The organism is Brevibacillus panacihumi W25, from assembly GCF_000503775.1.
Taxonomy (GTDB): domain Bacteria; phylum Bacillota; class Bacilli; order Brevibacillales; family Brevibacillaceae; genus Brevibacillus; species Brevibacillus panacihumi_A.
The window spans coordinates 1,600,826-1,627,543 of record NZ_KI629785.1 but is presented as its reverse complement, the minus strand read 5'-3'; the positions used below and the strand labels follow the sequence as shown (position 1 = coordinate 1,627,543).

At 55.9% G+C, this 26,718-nt stretch carries 16 protein-coding genes; 12 read left to right on the top strand and 4 right to left on the bottom strand.

Going from position 1 to position 26,718, the window contains the following annotated elements; all coding sequences use genetic code 11:
- Positions 1-110 precede the first annotated feature (110 nt).
- From T458_RS48825 to purU, 9 genes are all read left to right on the top strand, one after another.
- Positions 111-1,367 (top strand): exonuclease SbcCD subunit D, encoded by a 1,257-nt coding sequence (locus T458_RS48825; RefSeq protein ID WP_023558444.1) that lies wholly within the window; start codon positions 111-113, stop codon positions 1,365-1,367.
- Positions 1,368-5,018, top strand: coding sequence for an AAA family ATPase (locus tag T458_RS48820; RefSeq protein WP_023558443.1), 3,651 nt, complete (start codon positions 1,368-1,370; stop codon positions 5,016-5,018). It begins immediately after the preceding gene.
- A 16-nt stretch (positions 5,019-5,034) separates the two neighbouring features.
- Complete coding sequence (gene addB / locus T458_RS48815) at positions 5,035-8,538, top strand: helicase-exonuclease AddAB subunit AddB (RefSeq protein WP_023558442.1); 3,504 nt, start codon at positions 5,035-5,037, stop codon at positions 8,536-8,538.
- The gene (addA, locus tag T458_RS48810; protein ID WP_023558441.1) at positions 8,507-12,346 is read left to right on the top strand and encodes a helicase-exonuclease AddAB subunit AddA; all 3,840 of its coding nucleotides are present in this window, start codon (positions 8,507-8,509) and stop codon (positions 12,344-12,346) included. Before addB ends, addA begins: the two co-directional genes overlap by 32 nt.
- Before the next feature lie 247 nt (positions 12,347-12,593).
- Positions 12,594-13,784 carry an HlyD family secretion protein gene (locus T458_RS48805; protein WP_023558440.1) on the top strand — a complete coding sequence of 397 codons (1,191 nt, stop codon included), beginning with the start codon at positions 12,594-12,596 and terminating at the stop codon, positions 13,782-13,784.
- Entirely contained in the window at positions 13,781-14,551 is a 771-nt protein-coding gene (locus T458_RS48800) for an ABC transporter ATP-binding protein (protein ID WP_023558439.1), read from the top strand. Before T458_RS48805 ends, T458_RS48800 begins: the two co-directional genes overlap by 4 nt.
- Positions 14,548-15,687, top strand: coding sequence for an ABC transporter permease (locus tag T458_RS48795; protein WP_023558438.1), 1,140 nt, complete (start codon positions 14,548-14,550; stop codon positions 15,685-15,687). Before T458_RS48800 ends, T458_RS48795 begins: the two co-directional genes overlap by 4 nt.
- A gap of 15 nt (positions 15,688-15,702) precedes the next feature.
- Complete coding sequence (locus T458_RS48790) at positions 15,703-16,377, top strand: TetR/AcrR family transcriptional regulator (RefSeq protein WP_023558437.1); 675 nt, start codon at positions 15,703-15,705, stop codon at positions 16,375-16,377.
- Positions 16,378-16,496: 119 nt separating this feature from the next.
- Complete coding sequence (purU, locus tag T458_RS0129200; protein WP_031306111.1) at positions 16,497-17,393, top strand: formyltetrahydrofolate deformylase; 897 nt, start codon at positions 16,497-16,499, stop codon at positions 17,391-17,393.
- A 70-nt stretch (positions 17,394-17,463) separates the two neighbouring features.
- Here purU and T458_RS48785 read toward each other — a convergent pair whose 3' ends face one another.
- Positions 17,464-18,354 (bottom strand): LysR family transcriptional regulator, encoded by an 891-nt coding sequence (locus T458_RS48785; RefSeq protein ID WP_023558436.1) that lies wholly within the window; start codon positions 18,352-18,354, stop codon positions 17,464-17,466.
- A gap of 121 nt (positions 18,355-18,475) precedes the next feature.
- Between T458_RS48785 and T458_RS48780 the strand changes: the two genes are divergently transcribed.
- A complete protein-coding gene (locus T458_RS48780) occupies positions 18,476-19,702 on the top strand; it encodes an MFS transporter (protein WP_023558435.1) in 1,227 nt (408 codons plus the stop codon).
- Here T458_RS48780 and T458_RS48775 read toward each other — a convergent pair.
- The 3 genes from T458_RS48775 to T458_RS48765 all read right to left on the bottom strand — a co-directional run bounded on the left by T458_RS48775 (position 19,680) and on the right by T458_RS48765 (position 21,895).
- On the bottom strand, positions 19,680-20,357 hold the full coding sequence (locus tag T458_RS48775; RefSeq protein ID WP_023558434.1) for an alpha/beta hydrolase: 678 nt from the start codon (positions 20,355-20,357) through the stop codon (positions 19,680-19,682). The genes T458_RS48780 and T458_RS48775 overlap by 23 nt on opposite strands.
- A 149-nt stretch (positions 20,358-20,506) precedes the next feature.
- Entirely contained in the window at positions 20,507-21,163 is a 657-nt protein-coding gene (locus T458_RS48770; RefSeq protein ID WP_023558433.1) for a CoA transferase subunit B, read from the bottom strand.
- A gap of 39 nt (positions 21,164-21,202) precedes the next feature.
- Positions 21,203-21,895: a CoA transferase subunit A gene (locus T458_RS48765; RefSeq protein WP_023558432.1), complete on the bottom strand. Its 693-nt coding sequence runs from the start codon at positions 21,893-21,895 to the stop codon at positions 21,203-21,205.
- A 288-nt stretch (positions 21,896-22,183) separates the two neighbouring features.
- On the opposite strand from T458_RS48765, the gene T458_RS48760 reads away from it, so the two are divergent.
- Together T458_RS48760 and T458_RS48755 are read left to right on the top strand one after the other, a co-directional pair.
- Positions 22,184-23,422 (top strand): efflux RND transporter periplasmic adaptor subunit, encoded by a 1,239-nt coding sequence (locus tag T458_RS48760; RefSeq protein WP_023558431.1) that lies wholly within the window; start codon positions 22,184-22,186, stop codon positions 23,420-23,422.
- The gene (locus T458_RS48755) at positions 23,415-26,687 is read left to right on the top strand and encodes an efflux RND transporter permease subunit (RefSeq protein ID WP_023558430.1); all 3,273 of its coding nucleotides are present in this window, start codon (positions 23,415-23,417) and stop codon (positions 26,685-26,687) included. The genes T458_RS48760 and T458_RS48755 overlap by 8 nt, the downstream gene beginning before the upstream one ends.
- Positions 26,688-26,718: the final 31 nt, after the last annotated feature.

Genomic DNA, 26,718 nt, shown 5'->3' with positions numbered 1-26,718 from the left:
CCTATTCAGCGAGAAAAGTTACGTATGTGGGCGAAATTTCAACCCGCGTCTGCCTCTTTCTTTTGTTACAATAAAAGCAAACACATGATCGTGATGGGACGGTGGAGCGAATGCGCATTTTACATACAGCCGACTGGCATTTTGGACGTCAGTTGGAAGGGCGTGACCGGAGAGTTGAGCAGGCGGCTTTCGTGGAAGAGATTTGCCGGATTGCGGAGGAGCGTCAGGTGGATCTGGTATTGATCGCGGGCGACGTATACGATTCGGTCAATCCTCCTGCCTGGGCGGAAGAGCTCTTTTACGAAGCTGTCGAACGGTTGTCGGGCGGTGGCAGACGAGGAGTCGTGGTCATCGCGGGGAATCACGATCAGCCGGAGCGAGTCCGCGCAGCTGCACCGCTGGCAGCAAAGCACGGAATCGTCCTGTTGGGGCTGCCCAAGGAAGCGCCGTTGCAGCCCGAGGAGCCTGTATCCGCGTCTGATCGCGTGCAGATTGTCCAAGGAGGGCCGTCCTGGCTGGAGCTGGCTGTGCCCGGCTGCGAGCATCATGCCGTCATTCTTGCTTTGCCTTATCCGTCGGAATCCCGTCTGAAGGAACTGCTGAGCGAGAGCTTTACGCAGGAAGAGATGCAGCTTGCGTTCTCGGACCGAATCGGCAAGCTGTTGAACGAGCTTTCCGTTCACTTTCGCGAAGATACCGTCAATTTGGTGATGAGCCATCTGTTCGTAATGGGCGGAGCAGAGACGGAATCCGAGCGGCCGATCCAGATCGGGGGAGCGATGACTGTCTCGACACAGGCATTTCCGGAAAATGCCGATTATGTCGCGCTCGGGCATCTGCATCGCCTGCAAAAGCTGCGGGAGAAGCCGCTTGTCCGTTATAGCGGATCGCCGCTCTGCTACAGCTTTTCCGAGGCGGGACAGAGCAAAGCGGTCGTCTTGGTCGAGGTAGAGCCGGGTCAAGAGGTGCGCGAAGAGATCCTGTATTTGACGAGCGGCAGACCGCTGGCCCGCTGGAAGGCGACAGAGGGGATCGAACAGGTGGAACGCTGGCTCGCAGAAGGCAGGGACGCAGGAGCTTGGATTGACCTGGAGATTCACGTCTCGGATGTGATTGATCCCGCAGAATTTCAGCGTTTGCGCAAGCTGAGCGACGATTTTATCAAGATTCAGCGGGTCGTCGTGCGAGAGGACAGCGAAGAGTCAGAAGAGTTGGAAGCTCAAGCGAAATTGACGGAGTTGACTCCGGATCAACTGTTTCGCCGCTTCTATGAACGCAAGAGAGGCGCGCAGCCTGATGACCGGCTGGTCGCGATGTTTCAGCGTTTGCTGCTGGAGTCGGAGGCAGGGAGAGAGGAGGAAGCGTAGGTGAAACCGATCCGATTGAAGCTGGCTGGGATGCACAGCTACCGCGAAATGCAGGAAATTGATTTTGGAGTGCTTTGTCAGGCTGGATTGTTCGGGATCTTTGGCCCGACAGGAAGCGGGAAGTCCACCATACTGGATGCGATTACGCTTGCGCTCTACGGACAAGTCGTGCGCCTCGGAGGGGGCAACCACCCCAAGGAAGTGCTGAACCAGCTGGAGCAGCGCATCTTCGTCTCCTTCACCTTCGAGCTAGGCAAAGGGAGCAATCGCCGCCAGTATACGGTAGAGCGGGAGTTTGGACTGGATAAAAAAGGAAATAAACGCCAGCCCGAGGTGCGCCTGATCCAATTGGGCCACTTGACTGGCGAAGAGGATGTCGTCCTCGAATCCAAGGCGACCTCCGCGACAGCAGCAGTGGAGGAGCTGATCGGACTTACCCTGCAGGATTTCACCCGTGCGGTCGTATTGCCTCAAGGGCAATTCTCCCGTTTTTTGACGCTGAAAGGCAGCGAGCGCAATGAGATGCTGCAGCGGATGTTTCGTCTACATATTTACGGAGAAAAACTGAGCGAGCGCGTCCGGCATGGGTTGGACAAGAGCAAGGAGCAAATGCATCAATTGCAATTGGAAATGGCGGCATTAGGGGAAGCGGGCCCTGAGGCGCTGGAGGAAGCGCAGCAGATTTGGACTGAAGCTGCGCAAAAGGAGCAGGTGTATCGCGAGCAAAAAGAGGAGCTTGCCCAAAAGCTAAAGGAACTGGAACAGCTCTACGCGTGGCTGCAAGAACGGGAGCGTGTCCAAGCTCAGATGGCAGCCCTGGCTGCCAAACAGGACGAGATGGCCGAATGGAGAGCAAAAATCCAGAACTGGGAGTCGAGCATCCGCCTGTGGCCGATGCTGCAGCAATGGGAACGGCTCGACGAGGAGTGGCATGCGACCGAAATAGCCTTGCAACAAAGCCGGCAGGAGCAGGAGATGGCCAATCTCGCTTGGCAGGAAGCAGAAGAGGAAGCCCGGAATGCCCAGACGAATCTTGCTGCTCGGGAACCGGATTTGCACGAACAAAAGAGCAGGCTGACGCAAGCCGAGGAATGGGAAGCCGAGATGTCCCGAATCCGAGTGGAGTGGACGAGCCTGGAGCAGGAATGGCAAGAGGTTCAGGCGGCGTTAAAAGAGACCGAGTCTCGGCTGGCACAGGACGAGGCCGCTTTGCAGTCCTGGGAGCAGGAGTGCAGGCGACTGGACGAGCAGATCAGGGCAGTCAGCGTGACCCCGGAGTGGCGCGATCAGGTCGGTGCGGCTCGTGAGGCCAAGCAGCAATGGAGCAGGGAGGCCGCGAAACAGCAGGAGCTGGCAGCGGAACTGGCTGCGCTGGAAGAGCAACTGAAACGCACTGCCGAAGAGGCGGCAAAGCATCGTCAAGGCTGGGAGGAATGTGCCGGACGATTGAAGCAGGCCCGAGACCAGTGGAGCACTTTGGAAGCGAAACCCAGCCTGAGTGACAGCGAGTGGGAGCAGGCGCGGCTCGTCCTGGGAGAGATGAGGCAGGCAGGAAGGCAATGGCGCGAACAGCTTCAGCAGCAGGAGCTTTTGCAGGAACGAAAAGAGAAGCTGGAACAAGAGCGGGAGCGGATGCAGGAGAAGCTGGATCGGCTGGAAGCAGTGGCCCGGGAGAACGAGCAGCAGGTCACGCAGCAGCAGACCACATTGGATGCTTTAAGACAAGAATGGGAGCATTGGCAGCAGGAAAACATGGCTCGCTTTTTGCGGGAGCGGCTGGAGGAAGGACAAGAGTGTCCGGTATGCGGCTCTACCCATCACATCCACAGAGTGCAGGAACTGCCTGAGCAGGCCGAAGCTGCTTCTCTGGGAGAGAGGCTGCGGAAGTGGATCAAGGCTGCAGAGGAGGCATTGCGCGAGGCGGAGCAAAAGGCACGATTGGCAAAGGAAGCCTATCTGACAGCCGGGGCCGAACAGAAAGCGCTGACTGAACGATTCGATACGCTTTTGTCGGAACAGCAAGGGATCGAGGACAGAATCCGCGCCATCCGGCAGGAGTGCCATAGTCAGGGGGAGCCTTGGCTGGTACAGGGCTTCGACGAGCTGTTAGCCGTCTATCAGCGCGAGGAAAAGGAATTGCTGGCCAAGCAATCAGCCCGTGAGCAGGCAAAGGAGGAGCTAGAGCGGCTTGCGCAGCACATCGATGCATTGCGCGAGGAGGAGGCGGGGCAGCTTCGTCTTTTGGAGCGAAGCCAAATCCTGCAGGAGCAGTTGGAAAAGTCGCTTGCGGATAGCAGAGAGCGTCTGGAAAGCGCAAGCGCGATGGTCCAGCGCAGTCTGGAGGAGCTGGATGCAAAACGCGGTGATCTGGCAGTGGAGGAAATCGAGCTGCGCTATGAGGAACTCAGCAGAATGGATCGTCAAATGGCCCAGCTGCAGCAGGTTCGCTCAGAAAAAGAAACACAGCGTGCGGGGCTGATCACAGCTCTCGAAACAGCGAGACAGCAACAGGTGGAGCAAAAAGGACGAGAAGGGAACCTGCGTGAGCGGGTTGAGGATCGCAAGCGCATGTGGGAACAAAAGCATGCGCAATGGCAGGAGCGTACCGGCGGGATTCCGGCTCAGGTAGGATTGCGTCAAATAGCCGAGGAGCTTGAAGGGTTGCGTCAGGCAGCCTTGAAGGCGGAGGAAAGACGCAAAACGGCCGCGCTGACGCGGGAGCAGGTGCAGAATAAACTGGTGAAACATTCGGAAGCGTATGCGGTTTTGACCAAGCAGCGACAGGAAGCGCAGGAAGCACTGCAGCAAGCCCTGCAGCACAGCGGTATCGCAAAGCTGGATCTGGTTCGTGAGCTGTACGCCAGCAGAGACGGTTTGGAGCACGCCCAGGCGCAGGTGCAGGCCTATGAGCAAGCGGTAGGACAACTGCACTACGATGAAAAGCGGCTTAGCGAGTCGATTGCTGGACGTTTTGTCTCCCGAGAGGAGTTTGAAACGGTCAAAGAGAGCTGGGAAGAGTGGGAGCACACCTTCCAAGAGGCGCAAAAGCAGGTGGCAGTCGCCAAGGAACATGTAGACCGATTGGAGCGAAACCACAACAGATGGCTGAAGCTGCAAGCGCTGCTTGCGGAGTGCATGGACGAGCAGAGCCGTCTGGAAGAGTTGAAAAAGCTCTTTGAGGCAAAAGCATTCGTCCAGTTCATTGCTGAAGAGAAGCTGGTTTCGATTGCTCGCGATGCCTCCTATCATCTGATGAAAATGACGGCCAACCGCTATGCCTTGGAGATTGGCGACGAGGGAGAGTTTGTCCTGCGGGACGAAGCGGCAGGGGGAATGCGCCGTCCGGTCAGCACCTTGTCTGGCGGGGAGACGTTCTTGACCTCCTTATCGCTCGCCCTCGCACTGTCGATGGAAATCCAGATGCGCGGAGGAAGACTGGAATTCTTTTTCCTTGACGAAGGCTTCGGCACGCTTGATCCAGAGCTGCTGGAGACCGTCATGGATGCGCTGGAACGGCTGCGGATGGAGGACTTTACGATCGGGGTGATCAGCCACGTCCCGGAGATCCGCGTACGCATGCCGCGGCGACTGGTCATCACGCCAGCCGAACCGATGGGAGCGGGCAGCAGGATTCATCTGGAAATCGAATAGCTTAGGAGAGGGAAGCATGGCAGTACAATTCGTACTCGGACGCGCTGGCACGGGGAAGACAGCGGCGATCCAGGAGCAGTTGTTTACACGAATACAAGAGACGCGACAGGGACAGCTTCTAGGTGCTCCTATGATCCTGCTCGTCCCGGAACAGGCCAGTTTTCAGGCAGAGTATGAACTGGCGGTTAAATCGGAGAACGGCGGCATGATGGGCTCGCAGGTGCTCAGCTTTGGCCGGCTGGCCCATCGGTTGATGCAGGAGCTGGGGGATCTGACCCTTGTCCCGGTGGATGATCTGGGAAAAAACATGGTCTTGCGCATGCTGCTGGAGCGGCATCGGGAGGAATTGCAGGTATTTGGCCGTTCGGCTCTGCAGCCGGGCTTTGCCGCGCAGCTTGGCAGACTGATCAGCGAGTGCAAGTCGTACGGCGTGAGCTTTGCCCACTCGGAAAACCTGGAGTGGGGGACGTCCAGCCTGAATCAGAAGATCAGTGATCTGCGGCTGGTGATGAATCTTTATGACAGTTATCTGGCGGAAGGCTACTGTGATGCAGAGGATATCCTCAACCGCGTCGCCAGCAAGGTGCGAGATTCTGCTTATATCAGACAGGCGGAAATTTTCATCGACGGGTTTAGCGGCTTTACCAATCAGGAACTGAGGCTGATCGAACAATTGATGGTCCATGCCCGTCAGGTGACGATTGCCCTGACGCTGGACCCGCAAGAGCGGGATGAGCCGCTGGACGAGCTGAGTCTCTTTTACCCGACATGGCGTACCTATCAGGCGTTGAAAACCATTGCCCGGGAAAATGGCGTGACCGTTCGTGAGCCGCTTCTGCTCACCAAGCCGCACCGTTTTGCGCGAAGTCCATGGTTGCACAAGCTGGAAAGCGCCTATTTCCAGTGGGGGGATCCCGGCGAAGCACCCGAGCAGCAGCGTGCGGATGAAGTAGCTCTCTTGTCTGCTGTCAATCGCCGCGCAGAGGTGGAAGCTGTCGCGTTGAAGATTCTTTCACTTGCCCGCGAAGAGGGGTACCGCTGGCGGGACATGGCGATTTTGCTGCGCGAGATTGGCACTTACGCCGATGAGATTAGCGCTGTTTTCAGTGAATACAACATTCCGCACTTCCTTGATCAGAAGCGCACGCTCCTGCATCATCCATTGATCGAGCTGGTTCGCTCCGCATTGGAAGCAATCGTGAACCGCTGGCGCTACGATGCTGTATTCCGCTGTCTAAAGACAGACCTGCTGGCGGCAGACGAAGAGCAGGAGACGGCGCGTGAAGAAATCGACCTGCTGGAAAATTACGTGCTGGCTCACGGCGTGTTTGGCTACCAGTGGGCAGAGGAATCCCCCTGGCATTTTGGCGGCCAAGCAGGAGCGGAAGAGGACGCCAGGATCGATCAATTGCGCCGGAAGTACGCTGCACCTTTGTTGCACTTTGAGCAAGAGATGAAGCGGGTGATGCGCGAAGATGTCAGGGCCATGACGACGGTTCTGTACCAATTTCTCGCGGCCTTGAACATCCCGCAAAAGCTGGAGCAATGGCAGAAGCAGGCCGAGCAGGCAGGAGACCTGCAGTCCGCTCAAGTGCATGGACAGGTGTGGAATGGTTTGATCGCCTTGATGGATCAGATCGTCGAAGTGATGGGCGAGGAGCAAATGGAGCTGTCCACCTATGCCCGTGTCTTGGACAGCGGTTTGGAGACGATCGAGATGGGCCTGGTGCCGCCTGCGCTGGATCAGGTACTGATCGGTTCGATGGAGCGCTCTCGCCAGCCGGATGTGAAGGCGTTGTTTCTTTTGGGCGTCAATGACGGCGTGATACCGATGCGCCCGCGCGAGGACGGCATTCTGGATGAAGCGGAGCGGGAACGCCTGGCTGAGCTCGGAGTCGAGCTGGCCCCCGGTGCCAAGCAGCGGCTGATGGCAGAGTCCTATTTGCTGTACCAGGCATTGACCCGTCCCTCTGAGCGGTTGCTGCTGAGCTGCGCTCTGGCGGATCACGAGGGCAAAGCATTGCTGCCTGGGGCTTTGTTCAATCGAGTGCAGGAAGTGCTGCCGCAGGTCAAGCACCAGATCTTCTACAACGAGCCGACAGGTGAAATGGCTGCGGACGCCTTTTTGCTGGGAAACCCGCAGCGCGTATTCGGTCATCTGTTGACTTTAATCCGCGCGATGAAAAAGAGCGGGGAGCTGCCCGTTTTTTGGTGGGAGGTCTACGACTGGTTCTTGCGTTCCTCCCCCGATGCAGAAAGGGAAAAATGGCTGCTGTCTGCCCTGCGCTATCTAAATCTGCCAAGAAAGCTCCAGGCAGAGACGAGCAAGAGCTTGTATGGACAGCAATTAAGGATGAGCGTGTCGCGGTTGGAGCGATTCTCCTCGTGTCCGTTTTCTCATTTTTCCTCACATGGCTTGCGGCTGGCAGAGCGGATGCAGTACAAGCTGGAACGCTTTGATGTGGGAGAGCTGTTTCACGCCTCATTGAAGCGGGCGGTCGAAAAAATGAACGAAGAAAACCTGGAATGGGGACGCATGACAGAGACAAGCAGCATGCAGCTTGCCAGCGATGTCGTCGAAGAGCTCGTGCCTGCGACGCGAAGCAGCATCCTGACTCGGACCGCCCGCTATCGCTACTTGTCGGGCAAGCTGAAGCGGGCTGTCGGCAGAGCGATCTACGTTTTGGGCGAACACGCCAAGCGCAGTCGTTTTGCCCCGGTGGGACTGGAGGTTTCCTTTGGACCAAAAGGTGATCTGCCGGGACTCTCCCTCTCTCTGGAGAACGGCGTCGAGCTGCAGTTGATTGGACGCATCGACAGGGTGGACCAGTCGCTCGACGGCGAGGTTCCCTATCTGCGCGTGATCGATTACAAGTCAAGCGCCAAGCCCTTGCAGCTCGCGGATGTGTGGAACGGACTGAACCTGCAATTGCTCGTCTACCTCGATGTGGTGGTCTCGAATTCGGAGAAGTGGCTAGGCAGGAAGGCGGAGATGGGCGGTGTCTTTTATTATCAGGTCGCGGATCCGTTCGTCACGGCAAAACGCATGCTGACAGCCGAGGAGGCAGAGAAGGAACGGGCCAAGCGCCTGCGCATGAAGGGGTTGATGCTGGCAGATCCAGAGCTGGCGCGCATGATGGACGCCCAGATTGAGCAAGGGGCGTCAGAGCTTCTGCCGTTTGAGATCAAAAAAGACGGCACGCTCTCCTCTCGTTCCTCTGTGGCGACTGCCGACCAGTTCGGAGCGTTGACAGAGTACGTCCGTCAGACGGTGAAGGAGATCAGCACCCGCATGACAGAGGGCGATATTCAGATTGAGCCCTATACCAAGGGAACGATGACGGCATGCGATTACTGCGCCTACAAGCCGGTCTGCCAGTTTGATGCGCAGAAAGGCGGCAATCAGCATCGCCTGCTGTCGAAATGGAGCAACAAGGAGATCTGGGAGATGCTCGCCCAGCAGAACAGCGGAATGGAGGCGGATAGAGATGGCGAAGCAACAAGCCCCGACCAAGCCTGAGCAGTGGACAGATGAACAGTGGCAGGCCATCATTCGGCGCGGCAATCACCTGTTGATCGCAGCAGCAGCGGGATCCGGGAAAACCTCTGTGCTGGTCGAGCGGATCATCCGGCGGATTATGGATACTCATGATCCGATCTGCGTCGACCAATTGCTGGTCGTGACATTCACCAACGCTGCTGCGGCCGAGATGCGCCACCGGATCGGGGAAGCGCTGCGCAAGGCTTTGGCGGAAGAACCGCAATCTCCCCATCTGCGCCGTCAGCTTGCGCTCTTGCAACGGGCTACCATCACGACTCTGCACTCGTTTTGCCTGGGGCTTTTACGGCAGTATTACTACCTGATCGACCTCGATCCTGATTTTCGCATTGCAGATCAGATGGAGGGCGAATTGCTGCGGCAGGATGTTCTGGAAGAGCAAGTAGAGACTTGGTATGAGCAAGACCCCGCCTTTCATGCCTTGGCAGATGTCATGCTGGATGGTCAGGATGATCAGGTTCTTGTCACCTTGCTGCTGCGTTTGTACGAGTTTTCGCGCAGTCATCCGGCACCTGCTGCTTGGCTGTCGGAAGCGGCACAGATGTTTGAGGTGGATGCGAGCAAGGGACTGGATAGTCTGAAATGGGCACGCAGTGTGCTTCGCTCCCTGTCGCTCGAATTGGAAGGGATGGCACAGCAAATGCGCCAGGCTGTCGCTTTGGCCTCATCAGTGGATGGTCCAGCCGCTTACCTCCCCTTGCTCGAGGCGGAGGCGGACGCCCTGCAGCGGGCCTGCCTGGCAACCCGTCAAGGCTGGGAGGCAGCACAGCAGGCCGTGCAAGCGGTCGTTTTTGCCAAACTGCCGCCTGTTAAAGGGACCGATCCAGACCTGAAGGAACAGGTGCAGAATCTGCGCAACCATACAAAAAAAGCATTGGCTGATTTGAAAGAACAGTACTTTGCGACGTCGGCCGAGCAATATCTGGCGGACTTAAGGCAGTTGGCACCGCATATGCAAACGCTCGCCCGTCTGGTAATCTCGTTCGGGGAAGCGTTTCAGCAGGCCAAAAGGGAGCGCTCCCTGGTCGATTTCGGCGATTTGGAGCATCTCGCCTTGCGCATCCTGACACAGAGCAACGAAAACGGGGAACTGCACCCTTCCCCAGTCGCCTTGCAGCTTCGGGAGCAATTCGCCGAGGTGCTGGTAGACGAGTATCAGGACATCAATCTGGTGCAGGAGACGATCCTCCAGATGGTGTCGCGCGATTGGGTGACGAACGGGGCAGCCAACCGCTTCATGGTGGGGGATGTGAAACAGAGCATCTACCGGTTTCGCTTGGCGGAGCCGCAGCTTTTTCTGGACAAGTATCTCGCCTACAGGAAGGAAGAAGCCCTTCGCGAAGGAGACACGCTCGATGCAGGGGAAGCAGAGGGGTGGCGGATCGATCTGGCGGCCAACTTTCGCAGCCGGCGCGAGGTGGTGGATGCCGTCAACTATTTGTTCCGGCAGATCATGTCGCCGGGTGTAGGCGAGATCGATTACGACCAATCCGCAGAGCTGATCAACCGTGCGGCGTATCCTGAAGTGGACCCGGAGCGTTTGCGCGTAGAAATGCATCTGATTGATCGGGCAGATGCAGGCGGAGAGACAGCATCAGAAATTGTGTCACAAGCAGAGGATGCGGAAACTACAGCTGAGCCGGATCACGTGGAAGCCTTGGAGGAAGCGAGCGTCGCCCAATTGGAGGCTCGGCTGATCGCCGGAAGGATTCGCCGCTGGATGGAGCCGGGAGAAGGGGAAGAGCCGCTGCTTGTGTTCGATAAAAAGGCTGGCGGGCTTCGACCGTTGGAATACCGGGATATTGTGATTCTGCTGCGTGCTACCTCAGGTTGGGGAGAGACGATGCAGCAGGAGCTGGTTGCTGCCGGCATCCCTGTCCATGCGGAGCAGACTTCCGGGTACTTTGCGACGACAGAGGTAGAGACCATGCTCTCTTTGCTGCGGGTGATCGACAACCCGATGCAGGATATTCCGCTGGCGGGGGTGCTGCGTTCTGCGATCGTCGGTTTGACAGAGGAGCAATTGGCACAGATTCGCATTTCGTATCCTTCAGGACCCTTCCATCGAGCAGTCCTGCAATACGTACAAGAAAAGCCAGCAGTGAGGAAATGGGAGCGGGACCTGCAGGAATTTTTCACGCGGCTGGCCGGATGGCGTACATTGGCGCGCAGAGGCTCGCTGTCTGAGCTGATCGCTGCCCTGTACCGGGATACCGGTTATCTCGACTATGTGGCTGCGCTGGAAAATGGACAGCAGCGGCAAGCCAATCTGCGTGCCTTGTACGACCGGGCGAGACAGTACGAAGCGGGCTCCTATCGGGGACTCTTCCGTTTTCTGCGCTTTGTGGACCGCATGCAGGAAGCCGGCAATGATCTTGGCGAAGCGCGAACGGTCGGCGAGAACGAAGACGTAGTGCGGATCATGACGATTCATAAAAGCAAGGGGCTGGAGTTTCCGGTCGTCTTTGTGGCGGGGATGGGCAAGCAGTTCAATACGATGGATCTGAAAGCCCAATTTCTGCTGCACAAAGATCTCGGCTTTGGGCCGATGGCAGTGGATGTTGCTTCGCAAGTGCGGTATCCGAGCATGGCAGCTCTGGGAATCCGTCAGCAATTGCGCCGCGATCTGCTGGCAGAGGAGATGCGTGTGTTGTACGTGGCGTTGACGCGTGCCCGAGAAAAGCTGGTCTTGCTCGGCTCAGCCAAAAATCTGGCAAAGAGCATCAGCGAATGGGGCAATCAGGATGACGGGGAGCGTCTGAGCGATGAAGCCCTGGCCCGTGCAAAAGGCTATCTGGACTGGGTTGGACGGGCATTGCTGCGCCATCCCGAAGCTGGACCGCTGCGTGCCTATCCCACGACACAGGGGGTTGGCGAGAACGTACAGGTGCGTACAATCCCGGATGATTCGATCTGGTCCTTTCATTTTTACCAGGCAGAAACGCTGCGAGCCCAGACAGGGCCGTCTGCGGAGGATTTGGCGATTTGGGAGCAGATGACGGAGCGAAAGCCGATTGCGGATCGGCCGGTTGATGCAAAGGCGAGGGAGCTGGTAGAGCAAAGGCTTGGCTGGCAGGAGCCGCATCCGGTCGCACCGAAAGTGGCAGCGAAGTGGAGTGTCAGTGAACTGAAACGCCGCTCTCGCTCACTGGGAAGCAGTCAAGGTGTCACCCTCCCGTCAATCACAGAAAAGCCTCAGTTCCTGTTGGAGCAAAAATCGCATCGCCTCAGCGGAGCGGAGAAGGGGACTCTGACGCATCTGATTATGCAGCATTTGGATTTGCGTCGTCCGCTGGATCAGGCGGATCTCGAGGAACAGATAGCGGCGCTGGCTGCCAACCGCTTTCTAACAGAGGAGCAGGCAAAGGCAGTGGATTTGGCGCAAATCGCCCAGTTTTTCCATACGCCTCTTGGTCAGAGGATGAAGCAGGCGCCGATTGTCCACCGGGAATTGCCGTTTACCCTGGCGATTCCGGCACAGGAGGTAGAGCCGGAGCTGGGCGAAGACAGCCAGGAGCAAGTCATCGTGCAGGGCGTAATCGACTGTCTGATCGAAGAAGCGGATGGACGGCTGCTGCTCATCGACTTCAAGACCGACTGGCTGGCAGCGGAAGCTACGGAGCAGGCAATCAAGGAAATGACACGCCGCTATGAGGAGCAGTTGCGACTGTACGTACGTGCGATTCACCAAATCACAGGCAAAGACGAGCAATCGATCGAAAGTCATCTGTATTTGCTGGCTGGCGGGTTTTCCATAAGGATTTCCTGACAGTATTTTTCATGGAAATTCTGGCGGAGGGAGAAAAAATACCTTCGCCAGAAACTTCCTGACAAGAGGATTTACAAGCTGAGAAAGAGGATCTATAATCAAAAGTGAGTAATCACTCGCTACATTTTGTGCAAGATTCCCTTTATCATTGATTTCAGAACCAGCGTCTACACAAGCTGGTTTTCTTTTACCACCGTAAATGAGTGATTACTCACTATAAAAACTAGCGTGATGAGGTGGTTCTGTCATGAGACGTCTTCTTTTCTCCTTGTTGATTTTCATTCTGCTTATGGCTTTATCAGGCTGTACCTGGCTGCAATCGAAGGAAACGGCCTTGTCAGGAACGATCGAAGCAGATGAGTGGCCGATTGTAGCTGAAGTCGGCGGGTTGGTAACGAAAGTTGCGGCAGAGGAAGGAACGCATGTGGCCAAAGGACAGCTGCTGGCTCAGATTGATCCGCGTCTATACGAGCATCAGGTGGCTGAAGCGAAGGCCTTGCTGGATCAAGCGACGGCAAAATGGGAGGAAGCCAAGGCCGGTTCTCGCGACGCTTCGATCCAAAAGGGCATAGCGGCAGTCCAACAGGCCGAAGCCAATCTCCAGGTCTCCAAGGCAAGGAAAAAACAGGCCGATGCCGGGATTTCACGGGCACAGGAGCAACTGGAACAAGTGAGGGCGCAGTGGAGGGGGGCAGAGCAGACCTTGGCCTTCCAGCAAAACCGTTTGCAGGAGGCAACTGCTCTGTTTGAAAAAGGGGCGATCTCCAAGAAGGATCTGGAGACTCAACAGGAAGCAGTCAGCCAGGCGCGTACACAGGTGGCTCAGCTGGCCGCACAGGCTGCCTCTGCCGAAGCCCAGTACGAATCGGCCAAAGGAGAAGCCGCTGCCGCCGTAGCGCAGACCGAGACTGCGTCAGCGCAACAGACAGGAGCAGTCGCAGATTTGGACCTGTTGCAGGAGGGAAGCACGGGCTATGCCATTCGCGCGCTGCTGGCTGCTCAGCAGCAGGCGCAGGCCAAGCTGGATCAAGCTGAATTGCAGCTGGAAAAGACGAAAATCACAGCGCCAGCCGACGGCGTCCTGCTGCGATCGTCCGTTACTGAAGGGGAAGTGGCGAAAGTGGGAGCCAATCTGTTCGCAATGATGAAAGCAGATAAGCTCAAATTGAAGGTGTATATCCCGGAGGCTGGGCTGAATCGCGTCAGCAAGGGGCAGCAGGTTGGAATCCAGGTGGACGCCTATCCGGGCGAGACGTTTGTCGGTACCATCACCCATATTGCGGAAAAGGCTGAATTTACGCCAAAAAACGTGCAGACTCCCGATGAACGGACGAAGCTGGTCTTTGCCGTTACGATTACCATCACGGAAGGACTGGATAAACTCAAGGCGGGTATGCCGGCCGACGTGCTTCTGCCTGACGAGGGGGGAGAAGAATGACAGTCGCCATTCAATGTGAGCAATTGACCAAACGCTTCGGGCAGCGGGTCGCGGTCAACAGCTTGACCCTCTCCGTGCCAAAAGGCTCGATCTACGGGTTTTTGGGGCCAAATGGCTCGGGCAAGTCGACTACGATCCGGATGCTGTGCGGCCTGTTGACACCGACCTCGGGTACCGGTACCGTGCTTGGATTTGACGTGATGACGCAAAGCGAGGAGATCAAACAAAGGATTGGCTATATGTCGCAGAAGTTCAGCCTGTACGAAGATCTGACGGTAGAAGAGAATCTGGATTTTTACGCAGGAGTCTATCAGCTTACCTCCTCGCAGCGAAAACAGCGCAAAGCCGAGTTGATCGAGATGGCAGGCCTGAAGGGCAGGGACAAGCAGCTTGCCGGCTCCTTGTCCGGCGGCTGGAAGCAGCGTCTGGCTCTCTCCTGCGCTCTGCTGCACAATCCGGAGCTGCTGATTCTCGATGAGCCGACAGCAGGAGTAGACCCGGTCTCCAGAAGGATTTTCTGGGACGTCATTCATGAGCTGGCGAAGCAGGGGATTACCGTTCTCGTCACCACGCACTACATGGACGAGGCCCAGACCTGCGATTGGATCGGCTTCATCTTTTTCGGCAATCTGCTGGCACAGGGTACGCCGCAAGAGCTCATCGACGGCATGGAAGTCGGGAACCTGGAGGATGTGTTCATCGAGCTGGTAAAACGGGAGGAAGAACGGCTTGCCAAGGCTGGCGCCGGGGAGGGCGGTGTCCGATGAAGCGTTTTGTCTGGGAGCGTTACTGGTCCGTAGTCAAAAAAGAAGTGATTCAAATCAAGCGGGACCGTCCCAGCCTGGCGATTGCGCTGGTCATGCCCCTGATGATGCTGTTTTTATTCGGCTATGCCGTCAATACGGACGTCAACGACATCAAGATGGTGGTATGGAATCAAAGTCCCTCCGCCGAAAGCCGGGAGTTGATCGACCAATTCGTCAATACCCGTGTCTTCGAGGTCATTGCCCAGGAGAGCGGCTACAAGGCGATCGAAGCAATGCTGGATGACGGCAGCGCCAATGTCGCGCTGGTGATCCCGCCTGACTACACACGCAAAAGAGACCGCAACGAATCAGCCGCCATACAGCTGTTGATTGACGGCTCGGATCCGAATATTGCGCGAACTGCGTTATCCAATGCACAGCTGATTGTGCAAAACCGCTCCATCGCCCTGCAGGAAAAGCTCCTGCAAAAACAGGGAATGGGGGAGATCAAGCCTCCGATGGAACTGAACACCCGCGTGTTGTTTAACCCCAACATGGAAAGCATTGTATTCAACATTCCCGGCTTGATCGGGTTGATCATGCAAAATGTAACCATGATTCTGACCGCCTTTTCGCTTGTACGGGAAAAGGAGAGGGGAACCATGGAGCAGTTGATCGTCACTCCGATTCGTCCGCTCGAGCTGATGCTGGGCAAGATTACGCCGTATGTAGGCGTCGGACTTTTTTCCTTCTGTCTCGTCCTCTTGGTCGGCACGTACTGGTTTGGGGTGCCTGTCAAAGGAAGCGTCCCGCTGTTGGTCAGCCTGTCGATTCTCTTTCTGATGACTACGTTGATTCTGGGCATTTTCATCTCCACCGTAGCGAAGACGCAGCTTCAAGCCATGCAGATCGCATTTGCCTTTATTCTTCCCAGCGTTCTGCTGTCCGGCTTCATGTTCCCGCGCGATTCGATGCCGTACGTGATACAATGGTTGGGAGGCTTTGTCCCGTTAACCTACTTTTTAGCGATTTTGCGGGGAATCTTTTTAAAAGGGGTCGATCTGGCTTCGCTTTGGAAGGATACGTTGGGGATGGGGATTTTTTGTCTGTTCATCCTGATCGTCGCGATGCTGCGTTTCCGCAAGAAGATCGAATAAGGAGCGTAAAAGAAGATGAACAAGCCATCCTTTGAAGAGGGCCTGTTGCAATATGTGGAGGAACTCAAGGACGAAAGCGAGATGACCGAGAAGCAGAAAAGCATTCTGCGCGCATCCATCAAGCTGTTTGCGGAGAAGGGGTTTCACGCGAGCTCAACGGCTGAGATCGCCAAGGAAGCAGGGGTAGCGGAAGGGACGATCTTTCGCCACTACAAGTCGAAAAAGGACATTCTGCTTGCCGTTGTAGCTCCTGTTTTGGTGAAGTTCGCTGCGCCGTTTATTTTGAAGGACATCCGCGAGATTTTCAAAGAGCAGGCTGAAAAGCCATTCAAGGAAGTGACGACAGAGCTTTTCCGGAATCGCCTGAATCTGGTCTTGCAAAACGAAAAGACGATCCGTATCCTGCTGCAGGAAGCCTTTTTTCACGATGAAATCCGGGAGGCCTTGATCGCGACTGTCTTCAAAGATGCCAAGGAGATGGTCTACAAGCTGATCGAAGCAAAAATGGACGCGGGCGAGCTGCGGCGGTTGCCTTCGCAAGCCGTTTTTCGCGCAGTTTTGCACTCAATGATCGGCCTGGTCATGTTCAGGCAGGTGCTGGACCCGGATGAATTTGCCGAGTACAGCGACGAGGAGCAGATCGCCTATACGGTGGACATTTTGATGAACGGGATCGGAAGCAGGGAGTAAATATTTTATCAATCAATAATCATTTATCGTTCTTCAAAAGGTTTGGGTATGGAAAGATCAATAGGACATGATATAATTGCAGACAACTTTTGCCTAAGAATCATGGAGGAGAAGAAATCATGCATCGTTTGTCAGAGAGAGAATGGTTAGCGTACAAACAAAAAAACAAGGACCGTGCGCGGATGTTGATTTCCTGCGAAGACAGAGCAGGGATCGTGGCGGCGGTATCCAACTTTTTATTTGCCCAAGGCGCCAACATCGTCCAGTCGGACCAATATACAACAGACCCGGAGACAGGCCGCTTTTTCATGCGAATAGAGTTTGATCTGGTCAATCTGGCGGATCGTCTGGAATCGCTGAAGGATGCGTTCTGGCCAGTAGCGGAGAACTACGGGATGGAATGGTCCCTGGTCGAAGCGAAAAAACGCAAAAAAGTCGCGATCTTCGTCTCCAAGGAAGATCACTGCCTCCTGGAGCTGCTGTGGCGCTGGAAATCCGGTGAACTGCACGCAGACATCTCCGTCGTAGTCAGCAATCACCCAGATATGAAAGAGACGGTAGAGTCGTTCGGAATTCCGTACCGCCATATCCCGGTGACCAAAGAGAACAAGGCGCAGGCCGAAGAAGAACAGTTGGCAGCCGCGCAGGATGTGGACCTGATCATCCTGGCGCGCTACATGCAGATTTTGTCGCCGCGCTTTTTGGACGACTATGCGATGCGCATCATCAACATCCATCACTCGTTCCTGCCAGCGTTCGTGGGAGCGAAGCCGTATGAACAGGCGTACCGCCGCGGTGTGAAGCTGATCGGTGCGACAGCCCACTACGTCACGGAAGAGCTGGATGCAGGGCCGATCATCGAGCAGGACGTTCAGCGCGTTTCTCACCAGGAGGATGTGGAGACGCTCAAACAGCTTGGACGCCAGGTAGAGCGCACCGTGCTGGCCCGCGCTGTCGGCTGGCATCTGGAAGACCGCGTGCTCGTCTACGGGAACAAAACGATTGTGTTTCCATAACCATAGGTAAACTGGCAAGAAGATAAAAAGGATGCCTGTCCGCGCTGTTGCGGTACGGGGCATCCTTTTTTCAATCCATCCTCTCTTCCAGCATCTCCAAAAAACGGGTAACGGCAGGGAGCGGCGTGTCGCCATCGTCACGCTGGCACAGGTAGACGGGCCGCTTGATCTCAATCTGCGGGAGATAGACGCGTCCCACTTCCCCGCGTGCTACCAGCTCCTTGACAGCCGGCTCGGGGGCGAGCATCGTGCCGTAGCCCGCTCGTACGGATTGGATCGATTCGACCAGCCCGTGGTATTGAAGCCCTACCTTGGGAGGTTGAACGCCGTGCTCCCGGCAGAGGGCGAAAAGCCGTTCTCTGGTCGAACTGCCCTTTTCTCTCAGCAAAAAAGGCTCCTGAACCAGCTCTCCCAACGTTACCTCACGGCCGGCGAAGGGATGGGCAGGGGGGACGATAAACCAATAAAAGACGTCTGTCATGTGCTGGAGCCGAATCGGGCGATCATCCCAGGTTTCATTGGTGATGATGGCCAGGTCTGCCTGACAGCGCAACAGCCGTTCGATGGATTGCTGGGAGTTGCCGGAGCGCATCTCGACCTCCACATGCTCATAACGGGTTTTGTAAGCGGCGAGCCAGGCTGGCAAGAGATAGTGGGCAGGCAGGAAGGTGGAAGCGATCCGCAATTTTCCGATCGATCCTTCTTTGACCTGCGCTACTTGCGCTTCCAGTTCCTTTTCCCAATCGAAAATGCGGCGGGCTTTTTCATAGAGGAAGCGTCCTTCATGCGTCAGTGCAATGCCTCGTCCCTCTGCAGAGACCAAGGTCAGGCCCAATTCCTGCTCCAGCTTTCGGATCTGGGCGGTCACGGCTGGTTGACTGATCGCCAAAGCTTGAGCGGCTTGTGTGACGCTTCCGGCAGATGCGACTTGTACGAAGATGCGCAGAGCGTGAAGATTCATGATTTCTCTCCATTCATAAATATTATTTATGAGTTAGACAGGAAGATGTATTGGAATTGATGCCTGCTTCTCTGTACTGTAAACCATGAATACGGGCGAAGCAAAGGAGAAGAACCTGGACATGCCAAAATATGACGAAAAGAAACAGGTTGTAGCAGTAGCGCTGGTGACAGCCCTTTGCCTGTTGGGAGATTCCATGCTGTATATCGTCTTGCCGCTCTATTGGCAGGAAGCAGGGCTGAACTCCTTGTTTGAAGTGGGAATTCTGCTTTCGGCAAATCGGCTTGTGCGCATTCCGCTGGGGCCGCTGATCGGGAAATGGTATGAGCGTTCAGGTGTGCGCACCGGTCTGGTGATCGCGGTCGCACTTGCTTTGGTGACGACAGCAGGCTACGCCCTGCATGGGTTTTGGATTTGGCTGGTCATGCGCTGCCTGTGGGGAATAGCCTGGACGTTTTTGCGGCTGGGTGCCTATTCGCTGATTATCGCGGTCTCGCAGGAGCAGAATCGGGGCCAGTTGATGGGCCTGTACAACGGTTTGTACCGTCTGGGAAGCCTTGGGGGGATGGTAGCGGGGGCATTGCTGGTCGCATCGATCGGATTGCAATACACATCCTTGTTATTTGCAGGACTTGTCCTGCCTGCGCTGATTCTGATCTTCGCCTGCATACGGCCGCAGTCCTGTACAGAGGGAAGGGAGCTCCTCGGACGTATGGAGGCGAAAACCTCGTTGTGGAGCAAAGAAGGCGTCCTGGTCACGCTGCTGACAGGCCTTTTGATCGCGATGGTGTATCAAGGCGTGTTCGCCTCGACGCTCAGCAGATTGATCGAGCTGCGCCAACCTCTGACGACGATAGGTGGCATCGTGGTCGGTGCTGCGGTGATGGCGAGTATCCTACAAGGAGCGCGCTGGGGCTGGGAGCCGTGGGCAGCTCCCTGGTTCGGACGTCTCTCTGACACCTATGGAAGAAAGCGGATGCTGGTCGCGACGATGCTGATCGCCGCGATCCTGTTTGGCATGATCTACGCGCCTGTATCCTTTGGCTGGTTGATGGTTGTGTTGCTCGGCATCCAATGGACGGCGACCGTGCTGACGACGCTGACCGATACGTGGGCAGCCGACGTAGCTGCAAGGCAGGCAAACAGCACCGCGATGATGACCCACTACTCGGTCGTCACGGATGTGGGTGCGGCGATTGGACCGCTGCTTGCCTTTTGGCTGGATGAAAGCTTCGGCTTGGGGCTGCTTTATCTGGGAGTGGCTCTCGTCATGCTGCTGCTTGCGCTGATGTGGCTGCGCATCCGGGAGAGCCGGACGCCTGCCGTCAGGATGGACAATGCTTCCTGATGGTAGCGATGACCTCCTCGATCGCTTCTTCCTTTTCAGGGCCGTGCAAAAGCATGTGATTGGAACGCTCGAACCAGTTGATTTGGGGCGTCTTCGTCCCTACCCGGTCGGCGAGCAGTCTTGCGCTGACGGCGTGCACGGTATCGTCTTGCTTCGCCTGAAAAACCACGTACGGAACAGAAACCTGCGGCAGCAAGGACTTGGTCTCGGAGAGCAGGAGACGGAACTGGAGCATGCTGCGGACCGGAATTCTTCCAATGCCGTGCAGATAGCGGCGCCAATGGGTTTGGAAATCGGTGCGCAAATAGCGCATCGCTTGTTTGACATCCCAGTATTTGTAAGGGGTGTTCAAGGTAATCAGCAATTTTACGGGATAGGTAGTCGCGATGTGAAAAGAAAGCAATCCCCCCATTGAAAAGCCGATCACTACGATGGTGTCAGCTCTCATGGAGAGGCGCTTGTAGGCCTCATCGGCAGAGCGAATCCAGTCCTGACGGTTGCTTTTGGCCAAATGACGCCGGCTTGATCCATGCCCTTCGAGTGTCGGGCATTCCACCTCGTATCCGACTTCACGCAGACGTTGGGCGAGAGGGAGGACGTCGTGGATATCTCCTGCAAATCCGTGGATTATGAGACAACCGACTTTTCCGGACATCTTGCTTCTCCTTTCTTTATCTAGGGCGATCTGGGAAGGTACATCCTGTATTATAGTACGAATGAAGAAGACCATGCGATGCAGCAGTACAAAAAAAGAAAAGCTGACCCATCCGCAGGGATGAAGTCAGCTTGTTCTGTATGGCAGCATTACAATCCAATGGTTTTCAGAGCGGAAGAAACGGTCAGCTTGGGTTGCGTGCAGGCCTGGATATCCTCAGCCGTATACCCTTCCGCCACTTCCAGCAGGACGAGGCCTTCCGGGGTGACATCCATGACGGCGCGATCCGTAATGATCCGGTGCACCACGCCTTTTCCAGTAAGGGGAAGAGCGCATTCGTTGAGAATTTTGGTTTCGCCATGTTTGTTGACGTGGTCCATGATGACGACGATTTTCTTCGCCCCGTGGACCAGATCCATGGCACCTCCCATGCCCTTGATCATTTTCCCGGGAATCATCCAGTTGGCGAGATCCCCTTTTTCCGATACTTCCATCGCCCCCAGAATCGCCAAGTCGATGTGTCCGCCGCGGATCATGGCGAACGACTCTGCGCTGGAGAAGTAAGCAGCGCCTGGAATCGCCGTCACCGTTTCCTTGCCGGCATTGATCAGATCCGGGTCGATTTCATTCTCTGTCGGATAAGGACCGATTCCCAGCAATCCATTCTCGGATTGAAGAACCACGGTCTTTCCTTCCGGGATATAGTTGGCGACCAGAGTTGGCATTCCGATCCCTAAGTTTACATAGAAGCCATCCTCCACCTCCTGGGCGGCACGCATGGCGATTTGTTCACGAGTCAGCGACATCTTTATTTCCTCCCTTGAGTGATTTGCCTGGATTCCAGCTTAGGAGCGGACTGTGCGGCGCTCGATCCGTTTTTCAAACGATGGTGCCTGGATCAGGCGCTGCACATAGACGCTTGGCGTGTGGATCTGATCGGGGTCCAGCTCCCCGGTCTCGACGATCTCTTCCACTTCCACGATGGTGATTTTGCCAGCGGCAGCCATCATCGGGTTGAAGTTGCGTGCTGTTTTGCGGAAGACGAGGTTCCCCATCTTATCCGCTTTCCACGCCTTGATCAAAGCAAAATCACCGGTAATGCCATGTTCGAGCAGATACTCCTTGCCGTTGAACGTACGCGTTTCTCTGCCTTCCGCTACCGGAGTCCCTACGCCTGCAGGGGTATAGAAGGCGGGAATGCCAGCACCACCTGCACGAATACGCTCAGCGAGGGTACCTTGCGGGGTCAGTTCCACTTCCAGTTCACCTGAGAGGAATTGGCGCTCAAACTCCTTGTTTTCACCGACGTAGGAGGAAATCATTTTCTTGATTTGCTTTTCACGCAGCAAGAGTCCGAGTCCCCAATCGTCGACGCCACAGTTGTTGGAGACGACAGTCAGATTTTTCACGCCTTTGTCGCGCAAAGCGATAATCAGATTCTCGGGAATCCCTACCAGACCAAAACCGCCCACGAGCAGCGTGGCGCCATCATGAATATCGGCCACGATGTCCGCGTACGAAGTATACAATTTTGCCATGACGATCACTCCCACCTAAAAAAGATGATAATCCATGCGAATCGTGTAAGCGCTGACATCCTGCTTAACAGCAACTACACTCTTATTTCCCTACTGCCTTGATTATAGCCTGCATGAGTTACAAAAGAGTGACAGATTTCAAGCTATAAAAAAAAATAAAAAATGACAGAAAAATGATACAACTCTATAAAGATTCTGTAAAATATATTTTGTCATTTATTTTTTTCATATAGGAACATTACCGGGTAACGGGAAGGGAGCCATGAAGATGGCACGGGGGTTGAGAAGGTGAAAAAATGGATCAGTCTGTCGTTAGCGGCCCTGTTCCTGATGGGCTGCCAGAAGCTAGACAAAGAGATTGAGCAGCTCAAGCGAGTGGAAGAAGAGTATGTCTTGAAAGTAAAAACCGTGAATGCGTACCAGGTCATGCCGAACGCAAACGGCGTCCTGCTGGAGGTCTCTGGCGTACTGAAGCCGCGGCAGGAGCTGTCCTTATCCTTTGGCACCTCGGGCAGAATAGCCAGCATTCAGGTGCAAAAAGGGAATCTGGTCAAGGAGGGGCAAACCTTGGCTACCCTGGATGGAGGAGTCTGGCAGCAGGAAGTGAGCGCAGCCATGGGGCAGGTAGCCAGCGCCAATGTTCGACGCAATCAGGCGATGCAAGGGCCGAAAAGCCATGAGGTAGAGACCCAGATGCTGAAAGTGGAAAAGGCGAAGCAGGTAGCGGTGAAAGCGGGAGAGGATCATCGCCAGGCCAAGCTGCTCTATGACAACGGCGCGATATCCAAGGATGAGCTGGATCGTGTCGCACTGGCGGAAAAACAGGCCAATTTGAGTCTGCAGGAGGCACAGGTCGCTTACAATGAACTGCTGCAGGGAGCAGACCAGCTCGATGTGGAGGCGGCCAATGCGAGTCTTCAACAGGCCAACGTCCAGTTGAATCGAGCCAGGCAAGAGGCTTCGGAGGCCGTCTTGAAGGCGCCATTTTCCGGAGTGGTGGCTGCGATATCGCAGGCCGAATCCGAGCAGACGGGTCCCGGCAGCGAGGTGATCCGTCTGGTGGATACTTCCCAGTGGCTGGTCGATTTGCAGGTGGAAAGCGAGCAGATCGCAAGCTGGCAACAAGGGGCGGCAGTGACTGTCAAATCCGCTGACGGCACGCAAGCGCAGGGAACGGTTACATTCGTCTCGCCTGTTGTCGATGAAAAAACCGGAACGTACCCGGTCGAGGTGACGATTGCGGGCAGCGATGTGAATTGGAGGGGCGGCATGACCGTGACCTGCGCATATCCGCTGCAGGCCGATCATTCTTTGCTGGTTCCCGTCAATAGCGTAGGCGTTTCGGATGAAGGATACTACGTGATGAAGATCAACGAGCAGGTGGTCAAAAAGACGCCTGTCAAGGTCGGAGCAATCCATGGCGCCCACTATGAAATTTTGGAGGGCTTGGAACAAGGAGATACCATTTTGGCATCAGGGCTTTCCTATGTAGTGGACGGCGAGGTGGTGAGGGTGGAAGATGAATAATCGGACATTTTCCTCGACATACCCGGCGATTGCCCGTTTGCTGGCTGTCATTTGCCTGTTGCTGACCATTGGCGCTCTTCTTCGCATCGACATTCGGAGTTTTGCCGATCTGGCTGTGCCGGAGTATGAGATTCGGCTGGATGCTCCCGGACTGAATTCGCTGCAAGTAGATCAGACTGTTGCCTTGCCTGTCGAGGCTGCTGTCCGTTCTCTGGGGCAGGCCGACAAGATCCGCTCAGAGTCTCGTCAAGGAATGGCTGTGGTGGTCGTAGAAGCAACGGAAAGGCTTGGGACGGACTATCGGGAACGCTTGGAAATGAAGCTGAGTGAAGCAACCAAGGCGCTGCCTGTACGGGAGTGGAGCATCAGTCAGGAAAACCTGGCGGACAACCGCATCGGGCATCTCCTCCTGCGCGGCGCGGACGTGCAAACGCTGGCTGACGTAGCAGAGTATACCGTCTACGCCAAGCTGATCAATCTGCCGGGAGTCGCTCGCGTCGACCTGGATGATCAGGTGGCCCGTCAGCAGGTGGACATTTTGTTTCGTCCATCCATGCTGCAAGCATATGGCCTGACTCCTGCGGATGTGCTGAACCAATTGTCCGGCGAAGTGGCTGCGGATCAGGTCGGCTCCATCGGCAGAGGGGCGGAGCGGACGACTGTCCAATGGTACAGCCAGACAGGCGGGCCATTCGGTTTGGGCAAACAGATGATTGCTACGCAGAAGGGATACGTCTCCTTGAAGACGCTGGCGGAGATTCGGGATCTGCGCGGCAGCAAGGGAGATCAAGTCGCTGTCTATCGGGGCGAACCGGCATTGGGGATCACGCTGTATGCCGCTGATTCCGCGCAGGCTCCGGGTGTACGCACTCAGATGCTGACAGCGATAGCGGAGTTGAATGAAGCGGGGGCAGGTCTTTACCAAATCGATCTGGTGGAAGACCACGCCAAACCGCTGGTTGATGCGATCTGGCAAATGACGTGGCTGGTAATCCTGGCTGCAGCATTCGTGGCGGTCGTGCTAGGCTGGATGCAAAAAAGCAAAACGGCAGCCATCCTCTTGTTCGCTTCCGTCGTACTCGCGACAGGCACGTTGCTCGGGGGGATGTGGCTGGTCGGCTTGCCGCTCAGCTTATCGACGATCGGGCCAGTTTGTCTTTTTGGCATCCTGTCCATCGGAGCAGGCTCCGCCCTTTTTTCCAGGCTGCATCAATTGAGGCAATGGACGACTTTCCACTGCCTGCAAGCTGCCTGGCACCTGCAAAAAACGATGCTGTTAACCATTGTCATCCTGACAGCGTGCTGGTTTGGCGTCATGCTGACGGATTTCATCGAGGCGAAGGACCGGACCGTTCTGGTGGATGCCTGGCCGATTTTGATCCTGGGGACGCTCTCCTTGCTGATCGTATACGGGTTTATCGTACCGGTACTGGGCGGAGCGTGGAAGACGGAGCGCCACCGGGAGCAGACAGTTCTCCCGGAGGAACAGCCCGCAGCGAAAAAAAGGCCCAATCCTGTCCTCCGCGGTTGGGAGACCTTGGTCAAAAGAGGGTATTTGCCATACGGCATCACACTGGTCGTCTCTTTGCTCGTCAGCTTCCTTTTCCATACCTTTGTACTGGTCGATCCTTATACGAAGACGACGACAGATGAGAAGAAGCTGACCCTGGAGATGGTTCAGGGAAGTACCGTCGATGAGGCGATTCGTGCAGCCCAGATCGCGGAGGAACGCCTGCGCGGGGTTGCCGAGGTGCGTGACGTGTTCACGCTGGCTTCGCGGGATCGGCTCGACTTCACCCTCAAGCTGCAGGACCATATTGATTGGAACCGCTCCCTCACTGAGCTGGAAAAGGAGCTGGACCGGCAATTGCGGGGTATTCCCGGGACTGATCCGTTTTCCTTTATCGTAAACGATCGAGTGCGGTCCCGTTTGGAATTTACGGTAAAAGGACCCTCTATCCAGATCGGAGAAACCATCGCCAATGCTATTCTCGAACAGATGAAGCGGGTGACGACGCGAGATGAGAAAGGGCGAGAGGTCATAACGGATGAGCGTATCGGGGAGAAAACGACCGGCATCTACCTCGATCTCTACCCGAAAGCCGACATGCTGACCCGTTACCGTGTAACGGAAGCCGAAATCAGGCGGCAGGTGGAGAGCTACCTGGGTGAGCAAACAATCGGGAACGCCCAGTGGAATGGAAAAGAGGTACTGATCCAAGCGCGTTTTCCTGACCAGTGGATGGATCATCCGGATCAAGTGAAGCATTTGCTGATTCGGACTCCGGAGGGAGCTGTTCGATTGGCTGATCTGGCAGATTGGTCGTACGGACAACCGCCGCCGGTTTACTCGCGGGAGGATGGTTTGTACGTCTTCAAGATCAGCAGCGCCGTCTCCGATGTCATGCGCATCGACACCATGTCGTATGCCTTGCCGTACCGTTTGAAAAAGGACATGACGATCCCCGAGGGGTATACGATACTCAATGCCGATGAGGTGGAGAAGCTGGACAAGGAAATGGCGGGCAAAAAGGACACCGTGGGACGAATCCTGGCCATCGGCTCTCTCGCTGTCTGCGTCTTGCTGGCGAGTCTGTTGCTGCGGGGCAGAACTAGGGATGGATGGATTGCCTTGGCCTTGCTGCCGCTGTTGTCAGGCGGTGTCATCCTCGGCTTGCTGGTCATGGATCGCCCGATGAACGTCCTGGGCTTCTACGGATTGGCTGCCGCGGCGGCCATCATGCTTCATCAAGCTTTGGTTCACCTGGATCAACTGATTGCCCTTCGCACCAGATCTGCAGAGATCTGGGAGGAGCTGCAGACGGGGACATCCCGTGTCGCTGGGAGCCAAGCGGCTGTGTTTGCCGGGATCATTCTCGTTTCTCTCCCTTTGGCCGGGGGCTGGGTCGCAGACGGAGGCTTCATTTCCTCCTTCACCAGCAGTCTGCTGTTTGGTGCGGCGGTAGCGGTGTTCGGTGTTCTCGTACTGGTGCCGGGCATGCAGTTCGCAGCCGAGCGGAAGCAGGCCGTCGTGTCAGAGTGGACGCTGCCTGACATCATTCGCCTCCTGCAAGGCGCTTGGGAGAACGGCCGCATTCGCCGCCAGGACAAGAAGGAAGCGATCCAGCGACTGAAAAAGGCGCGAAAAGAAGCATTGCAGAAGCAAGGAAACACGCATCCCCGCACCCGGGTGAATAGAGAACTGTCCGAAGAGGACTTTCTGCCGCTTGCCTCCTCTTCCCATCCCGAAAAATTTCAGGCATAATGCTTTGTGACACCGTGGATACACTGGGAAA

Coding starts and splice junctions, on each gene's coding strand:
- T458_RS48790 (WP_023558437.1), top strand. CDS start 15,703: ATGAACAAGCCATCCTTTGAAGAGGGCCTGTTGCAATATGTGGAGGAA.
- T458_RS48780 (WP_023558435.1), top strand. CDS start 18,476: ATGCCAAAATATGACGAAAAGAAACAGGTTGTAGCAGTAGCGCTGGTG.
- T458_RS48775 (WP_023558434.1), bottom strand. CDS start 20,357: ATGTCCGGAAAAGTCGGTTGTCTCATAATCCACGGATTTGCAGGAGAT.
- purU (WP_031306111.1), top strand. CDS start 16,497: ATGCATCGTTTGTCAGAGAGAGAATGGTTAGCGTACAAACAAAAAAAC.
- T458_RS48770 (WP_023558433.1), bottom strand. CDS start 21,163: ATGTCGCTGACTCGTGAACAAATCGCCATGCGTGCCGCCCAGGAGGTG.
- T458_RS48800 (WP_023558439.1), top strand. CDS start 13,781: ATGACAGTCGCCATTCAATGTGAGCAATTGACCAAACGCTTCGGGCAG.
- T458_RS48785 (WP_023558436.1), bottom strand. CDS start 18,354: ATGAATCTTCACGCTCTGCGCATCTTCGTACAAGTCGCATCTGCCGGA.
- addA (WP_023558441.1), top strand. CDS start 8,507: ATGGCGAAGCAACAAGCCCCGACCAAGCCTGAGCAGTGGACAGATGAA.
- T458_RS48755 (WP_023558430.1), top strand. CDS start 23,415: ATGAATAATCGGACATTTTCCTCGACATACCCGGCGATTGCCCGTTTG.
- T458_RS48825 (WP_023558444.1), top strand. CDS start 111: ATGCGCATTTTACATACAGCCGACTGGCATTTTGGACGTCAGTTGGAA.
- T458_RS48765 (WP_023558432.1), bottom strand. CDS start 21,895: ATGGCAAAATTGTATACTTCGTACGCGGACATCGTGGCCGATATTCAT.
- addB (WP_023558442.1), top strand. CDS start 5,035: ATGGCAGTACAATTCGTACTCGGACGCGCTGGCACGGGGAAGACAGCG.
- T458_RS48795 (WP_023558438.1), top strand. CDS start 14,548: ATGAAGCGTTTTGTCTGGGAGCGTTACTGGTCCGTAGTCAAAAAAGAA.
- T458_RS48805 (WP_023558440.1), top strand. CDS start 12,594: ATGAGACGTCTTCTTTTCTCCTTGTTGATTTTCATTCTGCTTATGGCT.